The sequence below is a fragment of the Pseudomonas mandelii genome (genome assembly GCF_024138395.1).
In the GTDB taxonomy this organism is placed as follows: Bacteria; Pseudomonadota; Gammaproteobacteria; order Pseudomonadales; family Pseudomonadaceae; genus Aquipseudomonas; species Aquipseudomonas mandelii_E.
Genome location: NZ_JAMYDU010000018.1, coordinates 24,401 through 40,483 on the forward strand (window position 1 = coordinate 24,401; position 16,083 = coordinate 40,483).

A 16,083-nucleotide genomic window follows, 5' to 3' on the forward strand; every position below is an offset into this window, starting at 1 on the left:
AATGGATAAGACAAAGCAGACTGCGCCGTCCGCGGTGCCGCGCCATGTCGCGATCATCATGGATGGTAATAATCGCTGGGCGAAAAAACGCTTTATGCCGGGTGTCGCCGGGCATAAAGCGGGTGTGGATGCGGTGCGTGCGGTGATCGAGGTGTGTGCCGAGGCCAAGGTCGAAGTACTGACCTTGTTCGCCTTCTCCAGTGAGAACTGGCAGCGCCCGGCCGATGAAGTCAGTGCCTTGATGGATTTGTTCTTCAAGGCGTTGCGTCGCGAGGCCAAGCGCCTCAACGACAACAACATCAGTTTGCGCATCATCGGTGATCGTTCGCGTTTTCACCCCGAGCTTCAGGTTGCCATGCGCGAAGCCGAGGCGATGACTGCCGGTGCCAACCGCTTTGTCCTGCAGATCGCCGCCAACTACGGCGGTCAGTGGGATATCGCGCAAGCCGCGCAACGTCTGGCTCGCGAGGTTCAGGCCGGGCATCTGCGTCCGGAGGATATTACCCCTGAGCTGTTGCAAACCTGTCTGGCGACCGGCGATCTGCCATTGCCGGACTTGTGCATCCGTACCGGTGGCGAGCATCGCATCAGTAACTTCCTGTTGTGGCAACTGGCTTACGCCGAGTTGTACTTCTCCGACCTGTTCTGGCCGGACTTCAAACACGACGCCATGCGCAATGCGCTAGCCGATTTCGCTTCTCGCCAGCGTCGCTTCGGTAAAACGAGCGAGCAGGTCGAGGCTGGAGCCCGGGTTTAATGCTTAAACAACGAATCATCACGGCACTGATTCTGCTGCCGATTGCCCTGTGCGGGTTTTTCCTGCTCGAAGGGTCCGGTTTTGCGCTGTTCATCGGGCTGGTGGTGACGCTTGGGGCGTGGGAGTGGGCACGGTTGGCAGGTTTCGCTGCTCAGTCAATTCGCCTTGCCTATGCAGCTGTGGTCGCGTCGATGCTGTTTTTCATGCACATCCTGCCGGGGCTCGCGCCTTGGGTGTTGGGCGCGGCGGTGCTCTGGTGGGGCGTGGCCACGTACCTGGTATTGACCTATCCGCAGTCCAGTCAACATTGGGCCAGTGCTGCCTGCAAACTGGTGATCGGTTTGTTGATTCTGCTGCCGGCGTGGCAAGGCCTGGTTCTGATCAAGCAGGAGCCCTTGGGTAACTGGCTGATCATGGCGGTGATGGTGCTGGTCTGGGGTGCTGATATCGGTGCGTACTTTTCCGGTCGGGCCTTCGGCAAACGTAAGTTGGCGCCACAAGTCAGCCCTGGCAAGAGCTGGGAAGGCGTGTACGGCGGCTTGCTGGTGAGTCTGGTGATTACCGCCATCGTCGGTTTTGTGCGGGACTGGAGTTTCGCTCAGATGCTGATGGGGCTGTTCGGTGCCGCGGTCGTCGTGTTCATTTCAGTGGTGGGCGACCTCACAGAAAGCATGTTCAAGCGCCAGTCGGGGATCAAGGACAGCAGTAATCTGCTGCCCGGCCATGGCGGCGTGCTGGACCGCATCGACAGCCTGACGGCGGCGATTCCGGTATTCGCTGTGCTGCTGTGGATCGCAGCATGAGCCGGCCACAACTGATTACCGTGCTGGGAGCGACCGGTTCGATTGGTCTGAGTACCCTCGACGTCATTGCCCGTCATCCCGAGCGTTATCAGGTTTTCGCCTTGAGCGGTTTCACTCGGTTGAGTGAGTTGCTGGCGCTGTGCGTGCGTCATGCGCCGCGCTTCGCCGTCGTGCCGGAGTCCGGCGCTGCCCGCCGCTTGCAGGACGATTTGCGCGCGGCCGGTTTGTCGACCCGGGTTCTGGTGGGGGAGGAAGGCTTGTGTCAGGTCGCCTCCGATCCGGAAGTCGATGCGGTGATGGCGGCCATTGTCGGTGCGGCGGGCTTGCGTCCGACCCTGGCGGCGGTGGAGGCCGGCAAGAAGATTCTGCTGGCCAATAAAGAAGCGCTGGTGATGTCCGGTGCGCTGTTTATGCAGGCCGTGCGCAAAAGCGGTTCGGTGCTGCTGCCGATCGACAGCGAACACAACGCGATTTTCCAGTGCATGCCGCAGGATTTCGCTCGTGGGCTTGGCGCGGTCGGCGTGCGTCGGATTTTACTGACAGCCTCTGGTGGTCCGTTCCGGCTGACGCCCATGGCCGAACTGGCGCATGTTTCCCCCGAGCAAGCGTGTGCGCACCCGAACTGGTCCATGGGGCGCAAGATCTCGGTGGATTCGGCCAGCATGATGAACAAAGGACTCGAGTTGATCGAGGCCTGCTGGCTGTTCGACGCCACGCCGTCCCAGGTCGAAGTGGTGATTCACCCGCAGAGCGTGATCCATTCGCTGGTCGACTACATCGATGGTTCGGTATTGGCGCAGTTGGGCAATCCGGACATGCGCACGCCGATCGCCAATGCCCTGGCCTGGCCAGAGCGAATCGATTCGGGGGTTGCGCCACTGGACCTGTTTGCCATCGCTCGCCTGGATTTTCAGGCGCCCGATGAAGAGCGTTTCCCGTGCCTGCGCCTTGCGCGTCAAGCCGCCGAGGCTGGCAATAGCGCACCGGCCATGCTCAATGCCGCGAATGAGGTGGCGGTGGCGGCCTTTCTCGACGGACGGGTTCGCTACCTGGAAATCGCGAGTATTATCGAGGAAGTGTTGAACCTCGAGCCTGTGGTTGCGGTAGATGATCTCGAGGCAGTGTTTACGGCTGATGCGAAAGCACGGGTACTGGCCGGGCAATGGTTGAGCCGTCACGGGCGATAAGTGCTGCAATACGTTGCCCCATGCAGCACTGATAGTTGCGGAGAAAATACATGAGCGCGCTCTATATGATTGTCGGCACCCTGATAGCGCTGGGTGTGCTGGTTACCTTCCACGAATTCGGCCATTTCTGGGTCGCGCGTCGCTGTGGGGTCAAAGTGTTGCGTTTCTCCGTAGGCTTTGGCATGCCGTTGCTGCGCTGGCACGATAGCAAAGGCACTGAATTCGTGATCGCCGCCATCCCGTTGGGTGGCTACGTGAAGATGCTCGACGAGCGCGAAGGCGAAGTCCCGGCCGATCAGGTCGATCAATCCTTCAATCGCAAATCTGTCCGTCAGCGCATCGCCATCGTCGCGGCCGGCCCAATTGCCAATTTTCTGTTGGCAATGGTGTTTTTCTGGGCATTGGCAATGCTGGGCAGCGAACAGGTGCGCCCGGTTATCGGGGTGGTCGAGTCCGGCAGCATTGCCTCCAAGGCAGGTTTGAGCCCGGGCCAGGAGATCATGGCCATCGATGGCGAGCCAACTTCTGGCTGGGCCGCGGTGAACCTGCAACTGATCCGTCGTCTGGGTGAGAGCGGTGCCATTCAATTGCTGGTCCGCGAGCAGGGCTCCACGGTGGACTCCCCTCGTGAGCTAGTACTGGACAAGTGGCTCAAGGGTGCTGAGGAGCCAGATCCGATTCGCTCGCTGGGCATTCGCCCCTGGCGTCCGGCGTTGCCTCCAGTGCTGGCCGAATTTGATCCGAAAGGGCCGGCGAAGGCTGCGGGTCTGAAGCCAGGTGACCGCTTGTTGGCCCTTGATGGCAAGGCGGTGGACGACTGGCAGCAGGTAGTGGACATCGTCCGTATGCATCCGGATACCAAAATCATGCTGCGCGTCGAGCGCGAGGGTGCTCAAATCGACGTCCCTGTGATGCTGGCCGCTCGCGGTGAGAGCAAGGCACCCAGTGGTTATCTGGGCGCCGGGGTGAAAGCGGTCGACTGGCCACCGGAGATGATTCGCGAAGTCAGTTACGGTCCTGTTGCGGCGATTGGCGAGGGTGCCCGACGCACTTGGACCATGAGCGTACTGACCCTCGATTCGCTCAAGAAAATGTTGTTCGGTGAGCTCTCGGTAAAAAACTTGAGTGGACCGATAACCATTGCTAAAGTGGCGGGCGCTTCTGCCCAGTCGGGCGTCGCTGATTTCCTGAATTTCCTTGCTTATCTGAGTATTAGCCTGGGGGTTCTGAATTTGTTGCCCATTCCTGTACTGGATGGGGGGCATTTGTTGTTTTATCTGATCGAGTGGGCGCGTGGTCGCCCCTTGTCGGATCGGGTGCAAGGTTGGGGGATACAGATCGGTATCAGTTTGGTGGTCGGGGTGATGTTGCTTGCTCTGGTCAATGATCTGGGTCGACTGTAACGCTTCGCTGAATTGCGAATCTGCCGCATTTTGCGGCAGTTTTTATTGCCAGTTGGAATAAGAAAGGACTTCATGAAACGTCTGCTGCTAACTGCGGTTCTCACCGTATTGATGATCGCCGAAGTTCACGCCGAGTCCTTCACTATCTCTGATATTCGCGTCAATGGCCTCCAGCGGGTCTCCGCGGGTAGCGTCTTTGGTGCCTTGCCGTTGAACGTCGGCGAACAGGCGGATGATCGACGCCTGGTGGAATCCACTCGTGCGTTGTTCAAAACCGGGTTCTTTCAAGATATCCAGCTGGGTCGCGATGGCAACGTCCTCGTCATCACTGTAGTCGAGCGTCCGTCGGTCGCCAGTATCGAGATCGAAGGCAACAAAGCGATCTCCACTGAAGACCTGATGAAGGGCCTCAAACAATCCGGTCTGGCCGAAGGCGAGATCTTCCAGCGCGCCACCCTTGAAGGTGTGCGTAACGAGCTGCAGCGTCAATACGTCGCTCAGGGCCGTTACTCGGCTACCGTCGATACCGAAGTGGTGCCGCAGCCGCGTAACCGCGTGGCGCTGAAGGTCAACATCAACGAAGGCACCGTTGCGGCTATCCAGCACATCAACGTGGTGGGTAACACGGTTTTCCCTGATGAAGACCTGATCGACCTGTTCGAACTCAAGACCAGTAACTGGCTGTCGTTCTTCAAGAACGATGACAAGTATGCCCGTGAAAAACTCTCCGGTGACCTGGAGCGTCTGCGTTCCTACTATCTGGATCGCGGCTATATCAATATGGATATCGCTTCGACTCAGGTGTCCATCACCCCGGACAAGAAACACGTCTATATCACCGTCAACGTCAATGAAGGCGAGAAGTACACCGTTCGTGACGTCAAGCTCAGTGGCGACCTGAAAGTCCCTGAAGACCAGGTCAAGTCCCTGCTGCTGGTTCAGAAAGGCCAGGTGTTCTCGCGCAAGCTGATGACCACCACCTCCGAACTGATCACCCGTCGCCTGGGTAACGAAGGTTATACCTTTGCCAACGTCAATGGCGTGCCTCAGCCTCACGATGAAGACAACACGGTCGATATCACCTTCGCTGTGGATCCGGGCAAGCGTGCTTACGTGAATCGCATCAACTTCCGTGGCAACACTAAATCGGAAGACGAAGTGCTGCGCCGTGAAATGCGTCAGATGGAAGGCGGTTGGGCTTCGACTTACCTGATCGACCAATCCAAGACCCGTCTGGAGCGTCTGGGCTTCTTCAAGGAAGTCAACGTCGAAACGCCGGCCGTACCCGGTGTCGATGACCAGGTTGACGTGAACTATAGCGTTGAAGAGCAGGCGTCCGGTTCGATTACCGCCAGCGTCGGTTTCGCCCAGAGCGCCGGTCTGATCCTCGGTGGTTCGATCACTCAGAACAACTTCCTGGGTACCGGTAACAAGGTCAGCATCGGTTTGACCCGTAGTGAATATCAAAGCCGCTATAACTTCGGTTATGTCGATCCCTACTGGACTGCTGACGGTGTGAGCCTGGGTTACAACGCTTTCTACCGTACCACCGACTATGACGAGCTTGATGCCGACCTCACCAGCTATGCGGTAGATAGCCTGGGTGCGGGCGTGAACGTTGGCTATCCGATCAGTGAGACTTCGCGTCTGACCTTCGGTTTTTCGGCACAACAGGACGATATCAAGACTGGCCAGTACACCGTCGATGAGATTTTCGACTTCGTTAACCGTGAAGGCGATAGCTATCTGAACTTCAAGGCTTCGGCCGGTTGGTCCGAGTCCACCCTGAACAAGGGCGTACTGGCGACCCGTGGTCATTCCCAGAGCCTGACGCTTGAAACAACGACGCCTGGCAGTGACCTGTCGTTCTTCAAACTCGATTACCGTGGTCAGTTGTTCCAGCCGTTGACCGAAAACTACACCATGCGCCTGCACACCGAACTGGGCTATGGCGATGGTTACGGTTCTACCGATGGCTTGCCGTTCTATGAAAACTACTATGCTGGTGGTTTCAACTCGGTGCGTGGCTTCAAGGACAGTACCCTTGGTCCTCGCAGTACTCCTAGCCGCGGCGCGGATGTGACGGGTAACGACGGTACGATCCGCGACCCGGACCAGGATCCGCTGCCATTCGGCGGTAACGTCCTGATCCAGGGTGGTGTCGAAGTTCTGTTCCCGCTGCCATTCGTCAAGGATCAACGTTCCCTGCGGACTTCCGTATTCTGGGATGTGGGTAACGTATTCGACTCAAAGTGCGAGAAGACGACGAACGCCAATGTCGGTTCGACCTCTCAAACAGAGTGCAACGACATCAGCCTGAGCAACATGGCCAGTTCTGTCGGTGTCGGCGTGACCTGGGTCACCGCGCTGGGTCCTTTGAGCTTCGCGCTCGCCATGCCGATCAAGAAACCGGATGAAGCTGAGACTCAAGTGTTCCAATTCTCCCTCGGCCAGACGTTCTAAGCGTCTGACCCAAGATAACGACAATGGATTTTGTAGGAGTGCATCGTGCGTAAGTTGACTCAATTGGTTCTCCTGGCAACCGTCCTGGTAGCTGGTCCGGCTTTTGCCGACATGAAAATCGCCGTTCTGAACTATCAGATGGCACTGCTGGAATCCGACGCGGCGAAAAAATACGCCGTGGATGCCGAAAAGAAGTTCGGCCCGCAACTGACCAAGCTCAAAAGCCTGGAAAGCAGCGCCAAGGGTATCCAGGACCGTCTGATGGCCGGTGGCGACAAAATGCAGCAAGGCGAGCGTGAACGTCTGGAACTCGAGTTCAAGCAAAAGGCCCGTGATTTCCAGTTCCAGTCCAAGGAATTGAACGAAGCCAAGGCTGTTGCCGACCGTGAAATGCTGAAACAGCTCAAGCCGAAACTGGACAGCGCTGTGGAAGAAGTCATCAAGAAAGGTGCTTTTGACCTGGTCTTCGAGCGTGGCGCAGTGATTGATGTCAAGCCTCAGTACGACATCACTCGCCAGGTTATCGAGCGCATGAATCAGCTGAAGTAACCCATGACAGCGACTATAAAGCTCGGCCAGTTGGCCGAGTTCCTCGGCGCCACCTTACGTGGCGACCCGAAGAAAGAAATTACTGGGCTAGCCACTTTGCAAGAGGCTGGCCCAGCTCAGTTGAGCTTTCTGGCAAATCCTCAATACCGTAAATACCTGGCTGACAGTCGGGCCGCAGCGGTATTGCTGAAGGCCGCGGACGCTGAAGGGTTTGTCGGTGATGCGTTGGTGGTGCCTGATCCGTATCTGGCCTACGCGCGCGTTTCCCACCTGTTCGATCCCAAGCCCAAGGCGCCTGCCGGTATTCACCCGACAGCGGTGGTGGCGGCGGATGCAGTGGTCGACCCGGCGGCGAGCATCGGTGCTTTTGCGGTGATCGAAAGTGCAGCGCGTATTGGCGCAGGTGTGACCGTTGGGGCTCAGTGCTTCATCGGTGCGCGCAGCGCAATCGGCGAGGGCGGTTGGTTGGCCCCGCGCGTCACGCTGTATCACGACGTACGCATCGGCAAACGGGTGGTGATTCAATCCGGTGCCGTGCTCGGTGGTGAAGGCTTCGGTTTTGCCAACGAGAAAGGTGTCTGGCAGAAAATCGCCCAGATCGGTGGCGTCTCGATCGGCGACGACGTTGAAATAGGCGTAAATACCGCTATCGATCGTGGTGCGCTGGCCGATACCGTCATTGGTAATGGTGTGAAGCTCGACAATCAGATTCAGATCGCTCACAACGTCCAGGTCGGTGACCACACCGCCATGGCCGCCTGTGTGGGGATCTCCGGCAGCACCAAGATCGGCAAGCATTGCATGCTCGCCGGTGGCGTAGGGCTGGTGGGGCATATCGAGATTTGCGACAACGTTTTCCTGACCGGGATGACCATGGTGACCCACTCGATTACCGAGCCGGGTTCCTATTCTTCCGGTACGGCGATGCAACCGGCAGCCGAATGGCGCAAAAGCGCGGCCCGTATCCGTCAGCTCGATGATATCGCGCGACGTCTGCGACAGCTGGAAAAGCGTGTAGGGGACGTGACCCCTGGCGGTAATGCTTCATCAGATGGCTGATACCATTTCCATATCAAGTGTGCACAGCCGTTAGACTGCCTCCTTGATTTGCTAGAGGAGTGCGCGTCAGTCGCGCGCTCCCAATCTTTACATAGGCTTCCCCCCGAAATGATGGACATCAACGAGATTCGCGAATACCTGCCTCACCGTTACCCGTTCCTGCTGGTGGACCGGGTCGTGGATCTGGATGTGGAAGGCAAGCGCATTCGCGCCTACAAGAATGTCAGCATCAACGAACCGTTCTTCAATGGTCACTTCCCTGCGCATCCAATCATGCCGGGCGTATTGATCATCGAAGCGATGGCTCAGGCTGCCGGGATCCTTGGTTTCAAAATGCTGGATGTGAAACCCGCAGACGGCACTCTTTACTACTTCGTCGGCTCCGACAAACTGCGCTTCCGTCAGCCCGTGCTGCCGGGCGATCAGTTGATCCTGGAAGCCAAGTTCCTGAGCTGCAAGCGTCAGATCTGGAAGTTCGAATGCCAGGCTTCGGTCGATGGCAAGCCAGTCTGCTCCGCTGAAATCATCTGCGCGGAACGCAAACTATGAGTTTGATTGACCCTCGCGCAATCATCGATCCGACGGCCATTCTGGCCGACGACGTCGAGGTCGGCCCTTGGTCGATCATCGGCGCAGGTGTGGAAATCGGCGAGGGGACAGTGATCGGGCCGCATGTGATTCTCAAGGGCCCGACCCGAATCGGTAAGCACAACCGCATCTACCAGTTTTCTTCGGTAGGCGAGGACACGCCCGATCTGAAATACAAGGGCGAAGAAACCCGTCTGGTTATTGGTGACCACAACGTCATTCGCGAAGGCGTGACGATTCACCGTGGGACCATTCAGGACCGTTCGGAAACGACCCTGGGCGATCACAACCTGATCATGGCCTATGCCCACATCGGTCACGACAGCGTTATCGGCAACCATTGCATCCTGGTCAACAACACCGCGTTGGCGGGCCATGTGCACGTTGAAGACTGGGCGATCCTTTCCGGTTTCACCCTGGTTCACCAGTATTGCCACATTGGCGCCCACAGCTTTTCCGGCATGGGCACTGCCATTGGCAAGGACGTTCCAGCCTACGTCACGGTATTCGGCAACCCGGCCGAAGCCCGCAGCATGAATTTCGAAGGCCTGCGCCGTCGCGGTTTCAGCGAAGATGCGATCCACGCGCTGCGCCGTGCCTACAAGGTGGTTTATCGCCAGGGCCTGACCGTCGAGCAGGCGCTCGCCGAACTGGCCGAACCCTCGCTTCAGTTCCCGGAAGTCGCGGTGTTCCGTGATTCCATCCAGTCTTCGACCCGCGGCATCACCCGTTAACCATGGCCAATTTGCGTATTGCGCTGGTGGCGGGAGAGGCTTCCGGTGACATTCTGGGTGCGGGCCTCATGCGTTCGCTCAAAGCTCAGCATCCGGCGGTCGAGTTCATCGGTGTCGGCGGTCCGCTGATGCAGGCTGAAGGCCTGACGTCGTATTTCCCGATGGAACGCCTGTCTGTCATGGGCTTGGTGGAAGTGCTGGGCCGTTTGCGCGAGTTGTTGGCTCGTCGCAAGAAACTGGTCGCGGACCTGATCGCCGAGAAGCCGGACGTGTTCATCGGTATCGATGCCCCGGACTTCAATCTTAATATCGAACTCAAGCTGCGTCAGGCCGGGATCAAGACCGTGCATTACGTCAGCCCGTCGGTCTGGGCCTGGCGGCAGAAGCGGGTGCTGAAGATTCGCGAAGGTTGCGACCTGATGCTGACGCTCTTCCCGTTCGAAGCTAAATTTTATGAAGAGAAGGGTGTGCCGGTGCGGTTTGTCGGGCATTCCCTGGCCGATGCGATCCCGCTTGAGGCTGATCGCGCCGCGGCGCGGGCCGAGCTTGGCTTGCCGGACGGGCCGCTGGTCGCCCTGATGCCGGGCAGTCGTGGCGGTGAGGTCGGGCGCCTTGGTGCGTTGTTCCTCGATACCGCCCTGCGCTTGCGGGCCATGCGTCCGGGCGTACGGTTCGTCATGCCATGCGCGAGCCCTGAGCGCCGGGCCCAGCTTGAAGAATTGCTGGCCGGTCGCGATCTGCCGCTGACCTTGCTCGACGGCAAATCTCATCTGGCCCTGGCTGCTTGCGACGCCGTGTTGATCGCGTCGGGCACCGCTACGCTGGAAGCATTGTTGTACAAGCGGCCGATGGTGGTCGCTTATCGCTTGGCACCGCTGACGTTCTGGATTCTCAAACGGATGGTGAAGAGTCCCTACGTCTCCTTGCCGAATTTGCTGGCCCAGCGCCTGCTGGTGCCGGAGTTGTTGCAGGACGATGCGACGGTCGAAGCCTTGGCACAGACCCTGTCGCCACTGATCGAAGGTGGCCAGGAACAGACCCGAGGCTTTGACGAAATCCACCGAACCCTGCGCTTGGACGCCTCCAATCAGGCAGCGGATGCGGTACTGAACCTGATTGGCAGAGCATAATGAGCAAAGCAAGTAAGCAGCTGGGCCTGGATTTTATGCTAGTCGATGAACTTGAAGATCTGGTGGCGGGTGTCGATGAAGTCGGTCGCGGCCCGCTGTGTGGTGCGGTGGTGACGGCGGCAGTGATCCTCGATCCGAGCCGCCCCATCCTGGGCCTCAACGACTCGAAGAAGCTCACCGAAGCCCGCCGTGATGCGCTTTACGACGAAATCTGCGAAAAGGCCCTGAGCTGGTATGTCGCTCGCGCTGAAGTAGAAGAAATCGACGAACTGAACATTCTTCACGCCACCATGCTGGCCATGCAGCGTGCTGTCGAAGGGCTGCACATTCAGCCGAAACTGGCGATGATCGACGGCAACCGGTGCCCGAAACTCTCGATGCGCGCGGAAGCGGTGATCCAGGGCGATGGCAAGGTGCCCGCCATTGCCGCGGCATCGATTCTGGCCAAGGTCAGCCGTGATCGCGAAATGGCCGCGTTCGAACTGATTTACCCAGGTTACGGAATCGGCAGCCACAAAGGCTACGCGACGCCCGTCCATCTGGAAGCGCTGGTGCGCCTCGGTCCTACGCCGATCCACCGTCGTTCGTTCGCTCCAGTGCGGGAGGCTTACGAAGCGCTGGAAAACCTGATCGGTAGTTAGTCGCAGGCTGATGTTTTACTCAAGGCCCGGTACAATCCGGGCCTTGTTGTCTTTACGTTTCTAGTTTCTAGACAGGATCACTATGCCGGCTTCATTCGTTCATCTACGCCTGCACACTGAATATTCCCTGGTCGACGGTCTGGTGCGGATCAAACCGCTGGTCAAGACCCTGGTCGGCATGAACATGCCTGCCGTGGCGGTCACTGACCAGAACAACATGTGTTCCCTGGTCAAATTCTATAAAGCTGCCATGGGTGCGGGGATCAAGCCGATCTGCGGCGCCGACCTGTGGCTGTCGAACAAGGATCCGGACAGCCCCTTGAGCCGGATCAGCCTGCTGGCGATGAACGCCGTGGGCTATCGCAACCTCACCGAACTGATCTCCCGCGGCTTCATCGACGGCCAGCGCAATGGCTCGATCATCATCGAGCGCGAGTGGGTGGCCGAAGCCAGCGAAGGCTTGATCATGCTGTCGGCGGCGAAAGAGGGCGAGATCGGTCTGGCCATGCTCAGCGGCAACCCGGACGAAGCCGAAACCCTGGCACGCGAGTGGATGGCGGTGTTCCCGGATCGCTTCTATCTGGAAGTCCAGCGCACCAGCCGCCCCAATGACGAAGAGCAACTGCACGGTGCCGTGGCCTTGGCGGCGAAGATCGGCGCGCCGCTGGTGGCGACCAACGATGTGCGCTTCATCAAGCAAGAAGACTTCGAAGCCCACGAAACCCGCGTTTGCATCGGTGAAGGCCGCGCCCTCGACGATCCGCGGCGTTCGAAGAATTACAGCGATCAGCAATACCTCAAAAGCGCCGAGGAAATGGCCGAGCTGTTCAGCGACTTGCCCGAGGCGCTGGAAAACACCGTCGAGATCGCCAAGCGCTGCAACATCGAGGTGAAACTGGGCAAGCACTTCCTGCCCAACTTCCCGATTCCCGATGGCATGACCATCGACGAGTATTTCCGCAAGGTTTCCTTCGATGGTCTGGAAGAGCGCCTCAGCGTTCTGCTGCCCAAGGACACCACCGAAGACTACGAAGCCAAGCGTCAGGTCTATGTCGATCGGCTGAATTTCGAGCTGGATATCATCATCCAGATGGGCTTCCCCGGTTACTTCCTGATCGTTATGGACTTTATCCAGTGGGCCAAGAGCAATGGCGTGCCGGTAGGTCCGGGTCGTGGGTCGGGTGCCGGGTCGTTGGTGGCCTATGTGCAGAAGATCACCGACCTCGACCCGCTGGAATATGACCTGCTGTTCGAACGTTTCCTTAACCCGGAACGGGTATCCATGCCCGACTTCGACGTCGACTTCTGCATGGACGGCCGGGATCGGGTGATCGATTACGTGGCCGAGAAATACGGCCGTAACGCGGTTAGCCAGATCATCACTTTCGGTTCCATGGCGGCGAAAGCGGTGGTCCGTGACGTGGCGCGGGTACAGGGCAAGTCCTACGGCTTGGCGGATCGTCTGTCGAAGATGATTCCGTTCGAAGTCGGCATGACCCTGGAAAAGGCCTACGAGCAGGAAGAAATTCTGCGCGACTTCATCAAGGTCGATGAAGAAGCTGCGGAAATCTGGGAGATGGCGCGCAAGCTTGAAGGCGTTGTGCGTAACGTCGGCAAGCACGCGGGTGGCGTGGTAATTGCGCCGACCAAGCTGACCGACTTCTCGCCGATTTACTGCGATGAAGCGGGCGATGGCCTGGTAACCCAGTTCGACAAGGATGACGTCGAGGCGGCCGGTCTGGTGAAGTTCGACTTCCTGGGGCTGCGGACCCTGACGGTCATCGACTGGGCGCTGAAAACCATTAACCGCGATCGCGCCAAGGTCAACGAACCGCCGCTGGACATCGCGTTCATTCCGCTGGACGACAAACCGACCTACACGCTGTTGCAAAAAGCTGAGACTACCGCGGTGTTCCAGCTCGAGTCGCGCGGCATGAAAGAGCTGATCAAAAAGCTCAAGCCCGACTGCCTGGAAGACTTGATCGCACTGGTGGCCCTGTTCCGTCCGGGCCCGTTGCAATCAGGCATGGTTGACGACTTTATCAACCGTAAGCACGGTCGCGCGGAGCTCGCGTACCCGCACTCGGATTACCAGTACGAAGGCCTCAAACCAGTCCTGGCGCCGACTTACGGCATCATCCTGTATCAGGAACAGGTGATGCAGATTGCCCAGGTCATGGCCGGTTATACCCTTGGCGGTGCAGACATGCTGCGTCGCGCCATGGGTAAGAAAAAACCCGAAGAAATGGCCAAGCAACGTGGCGGTTTCATTGAAGGTTGCGCCACCAACAATATCGACGCCGACCTGGCCGGTAACATCTTCGACCTGGTAGAAAAGTTCGCCGGTTACGGCTTCAACAAATCCCACTCCGCCGCGTATGGCCTGGTGTCGTACCAGACCGCGTGGCTGAAAACCCACTACCCGGCGCCATTCATGGCCGCGGTACTGTCGGCGGATATGCACAACACCGACAAGGTCGTGACCTTGATCGAAGAAATTCGCACCATGAAGCTGCGTCTCGACGCGCCGGATGTGAATACTTCAGAGTTCAAGTTCACGGTGAATGACGAAGGCCGCATTATTTATGGCCTCGGCGCAATCAAGGGTGTGGGCGAAGGGCCGGTGGAAGCGATCACCGAGGCGCGTCAGGACGGACCGTTCAAGGATCTGTTCGATTTCTGCGCCCGTGTCGATCTCAAACGGATCAACAAGCGCACCCTGGACGGTTTGATCCGCAGCGGCGCGCTGGATCGTCTGGGCCCGTATTTCCATGACGAGCCAAAAGCCTATCAAGCCAGCATCGACCAGAACCGCGCGGTCTTGTTGAACGCGATGGAAGGGGCGATCAAGGCTGCCGAACAAACCGCGCGCACCCACGACAGTGGCCACGCCGACCTGTTTGGCGGGCTGTTCGTCGAGGAAGACGCCGACGTCTACGCCAACCACCGCAAGGCCAAGGAACTGACCCTCAAGGAACGCCTGAAAGGGGAGAAAGACACCCTGGGCCTGTACCTGACCGGTCACCCGATTGACGAATACGAAGGCGAGATTCGTCGCTTCGCCCGTCAGCGCATCATCGACCTGAAGCCGGCTCGCGATACGCAGACGGTTGCAGGCATGATCATTGCCCTGCGGGTGATGAAGAACAAAAAGGGCGACAAGATGGGTTTCATTACCCTCGACGACCGCTCCGGCCGGATCGAAGCCTCGCTGTTCGCCGACGCCTTCCATTCCGCGCAGTCGCTGTTGCAGACCGACGCGATGGTGGTGGTCGAAGGCGAAGTCAGCAACGACGACTTCTCTGGTGGCCTGCGGCTGCGGGTCAAGCGCGTGATGAGCATGGAAGATGCGCGCACCAACCTGGCCGAAAGCCTGCGCCTGAAATTGCATACCAAGGATTTGAAGGGCGATCAGCTACGCTGGCTGGGTGAACTGTTCAAGCGCCACCGCGGCGCGTGCCCGATCACCATGGAGTACACCAGTCCCGATGCGAAGGCCTTGTTGCAGTTCGGCGAGACCTGGCGGATCGATCCGGCGGATGCCTTGATTCAAGCCCTGCGTGACCAGTTCGGGCGAGACAACGTCTTCCTCCAATACCGTTGACGGTCAGGTGTGTTTGAAGCACCTGATCTTGACCCGAATTTTTAATCTCGACCTGAACGCGCCTGTCCCTTAAGGTAGGGCGCGAATAGACAACCGGCCGCCCCAAGTTCTCTTGGAGGTCGACCCAAGACGGACGCCTATGAACCCGAATTTTCTAGATTTCGAACAGCCGATCGCCGACCTGCAAGCCAAGATCGAAGAGTTGCGCTTGGTCGGTAATGACAATTCGCTGAATATCGGCGATGAGATCTCCCGCCTGCAGGACAAGAGCAGCACGCTGACCGAAGACATCTTCGGCAAGCTGACCAGCTGGCAGATCGCACGTCTGGCGCGTCACCCGAAACGTCCGTATACCCTGGACTACATCGAACACATCTTCACCGAGTTCGACGAACTGCACGGCGACCGTCACTTCTCTGACGACGCTGCGATCGTGGGCGGCATTGCCCGTCTGGACGACCAGCCGGTGATGATCATCGGTCACCAGAAAGGCCGCGAAGTGCGCGAGAAGGTTCGCCGCAACTTCGGCATGCCGCGTCCGGAAGGCTACCGCAAGGCGTGCCGTCTGATGGAAATGGCCGAGCGTTTCAAAATGCCGATCCTGACCTTCATCGACACCCCGGGTGCTTACCCGGGCATCGACGCCGAAGAGCGCAACCAGAGCGAAGCGATTGCCTGGAACCTGCGCGTCATGGCTCGCCTGAAAACCCCAATCATCGCCACCGTGATCGGTGAGGGTGGTTCCGGTGGTGCACTGGCGATCGGTGTCTGCGATCAGCTGAACATGCTGCAATACTCGACCTACGCGGTGATTTCGCCGGAAGGTTGCGCCTCGATTCTGTGGAAAACTTCCGAGAAAGCGCCGGATGCCGCTGAAGCCATGGGCATCACTGCCGAGCGTCTGAAGGGCTTGGGCATCGTCGATAAAGTGATCGGCGAGCCATTGGGCGGCGCTCATCGTGATCCGGCCGCTGCCGCTGCCTCGATCCGCGCCGAACTGAGCTCGCAACTGGCGATGCTGAAGAAGTTCGATAACGAAGCGCTGTTGGCCCGTCGTTACGAGCGTCTGATGAGCTACGGTCTCTGATTCGACCTCGCTATACCCATGTGGGAGCGAGCTTGCTCGCGATGGCGGCTTAACATTCAACAAATAGGTTGGCTGTTA

13 protein-coding genes are annotated in these 16,083 nt (G+C 58.6%); all 13 read left to right on the plus strand.

The features are described 5' to 3' along the window. Position 1: 1 nt before the first annotated feature. On the plus strand, positions 2-757 hold the full coding sequence (gene uppS / locus NHU87_RS21550) for a polyprenyl diphosphate synthase (RefSeq protein WP_253552336.1): 756 nt from the start codon (positions 2-4) through the stop codon (positions 755-757). Beyond that, the gene (locus NHU87_RS21555) at positions 757-1,560 is read left to right on the plus strand and encodes a phosphatidate cytidylyltransferase (protein ID WP_253552339.1); all 804 of its coding nucleotides are present in this window, start codon (positions 757-759) and stop codon (positions 1,558-1,560) included. Before uppS ends, NHU87_RS21555 begins: the two co-directional genes overlap by 1 nt. Next, a complete protein-coding gene (gene ispC, locus NHU87_RS21560) occupies positions 1,557-2,747 on the plus strand; it encodes a 1-deoxy-D-xylulose-5-phosphate reductoisomerase (protein ID WP_253552341.1) in 1,191 nt (396 codons plus the stop codon). The genes NHU87_RS21555 and ispC overlap by 4 nt, the downstream gene beginning before the upstream one ends. 50 nt (positions 2,748-2,797) lie before the next feature. Beyond that, a complete protein-coding gene (gene rseP, locus NHU87_RS21565; RefSeq protein WP_253552343.1) occupies positions 2,798-4,150 on the plus strand; it encodes an RIP metalloprotease RseP in 1,353 nt (450 codons plus the stop codon). A gap of 72 nt (positions 4,151-4,222) precedes the next feature. Beyond that, positions 4,223-6,613, plus strand: a complete 2,391-nt coding sequence (gene bamA, locus NHU87_RS21570) for an outer membrane protein assembly factor BamA (protein ID WP_253552345.1) — start codon at positions 4,223-4,225, stop codon at positions 6,611-6,613. Between the two features lie 45 nt (positions 6,614-6,658). Beyond that, positions 6,659-7,162 carry an OmpH family outer membrane protein gene (locus NHU87_RS21575; protein ID WP_007907155.1) on the plus strand — a complete coding sequence of 168 codons (504 nt, stop codon included), beginning with the start codon at positions 6,659-6,661 and terminating at the stop codon, positions 7,160-7,162. Positions 7,163-7,165: 3 nt separating this feature from the next. Beyond that, a complete protein-coding gene (lpxD, locus tag NHU87_RS21580) occupies positions 7,166-8,221 on the plus strand; it encodes a UDP-3-O-(3-hydroxymyristoyl)glucosamine N-acyltransferase (RefSeq protein WP_253552347.1) in 1,056 nt (351 codons plus the stop codon). A 108-nt stretch (positions 8,222-8,329) separates the two neighbouring features. Next, positions 8,330-8,770 (plus strand): 3-hydroxyacyl-ACP dehydratase FabZ, encoded by a 441-nt coding sequence (gene fabZ / locus NHU87_RS21585; protein ID WP_007907157.1) that lies wholly within the window; start codon positions 8,330-8,332, stop codon positions 8,768-8,770. Then, complete coding sequence (lpxA, locus tag NHU87_RS21590; protein ID WP_008010226.1) at positions 8,767-9,543, plus strand: acyl-ACP--UDP-N-acetylglucosamine O-acyltransferase; 777 nt, start codon at positions 8,767-8,769, stop codon at positions 9,541-9,543. The genes fabZ and lpxA overlap by 4 nt, the downstream gene beginning before the upstream one ends. A 2-nt stretch (positions 9,544-9,545) precedes the next feature. Then, entirely contained in the window at positions 9,546-10,673 is a 1,128-nt protein-coding gene (gene lpxB, locus NHU87_RS21595) for a lipid-A-disaccharide synthase (RefSeq protein ID WP_253552349.1), read from the plus strand. Beyond that, positions 10,673-11,314 carry a ribonuclease HII gene (gene rnhB, locus NHU87_RS21600; protein WP_253552352.1) on the plus strand — a complete coding sequence of 214 codons (642 nt, stop codon included), beginning with the start codon at positions 10,673-10,675 and terminating at the stop codon, positions 11,312-11,314. Before lpxB ends, rnhB begins: the two co-directional genes overlap by 1 nt. Positions 11,315-11,396: 82 nt before the next feature. Continuing rightward, on the plus strand, positions 11,397-14,918 hold the full coding sequence (gene dnaE / locus NHU87_RS21605) for a DNA polymerase III subunit alpha (RefSeq protein ID WP_253552354.1): 3,522 nt from the start codon (positions 11,397-11,399) through the stop codon (positions 14,916-14,918). A gap of 139 nt (positions 14,919-15,057) precedes the next feature. Next, a complete protein-coding gene (locus tag NHU87_RS21610) occupies positions 15,058-16,005 on the plus strand; it encodes an acetyl-CoA carboxylase carboxyltransferase subunit alpha (protein ID WP_030127981.1) in 948 nt (315 codons plus the stop codon). Positions 16,006-16,083: the final 78 nt, after the last annotated feature.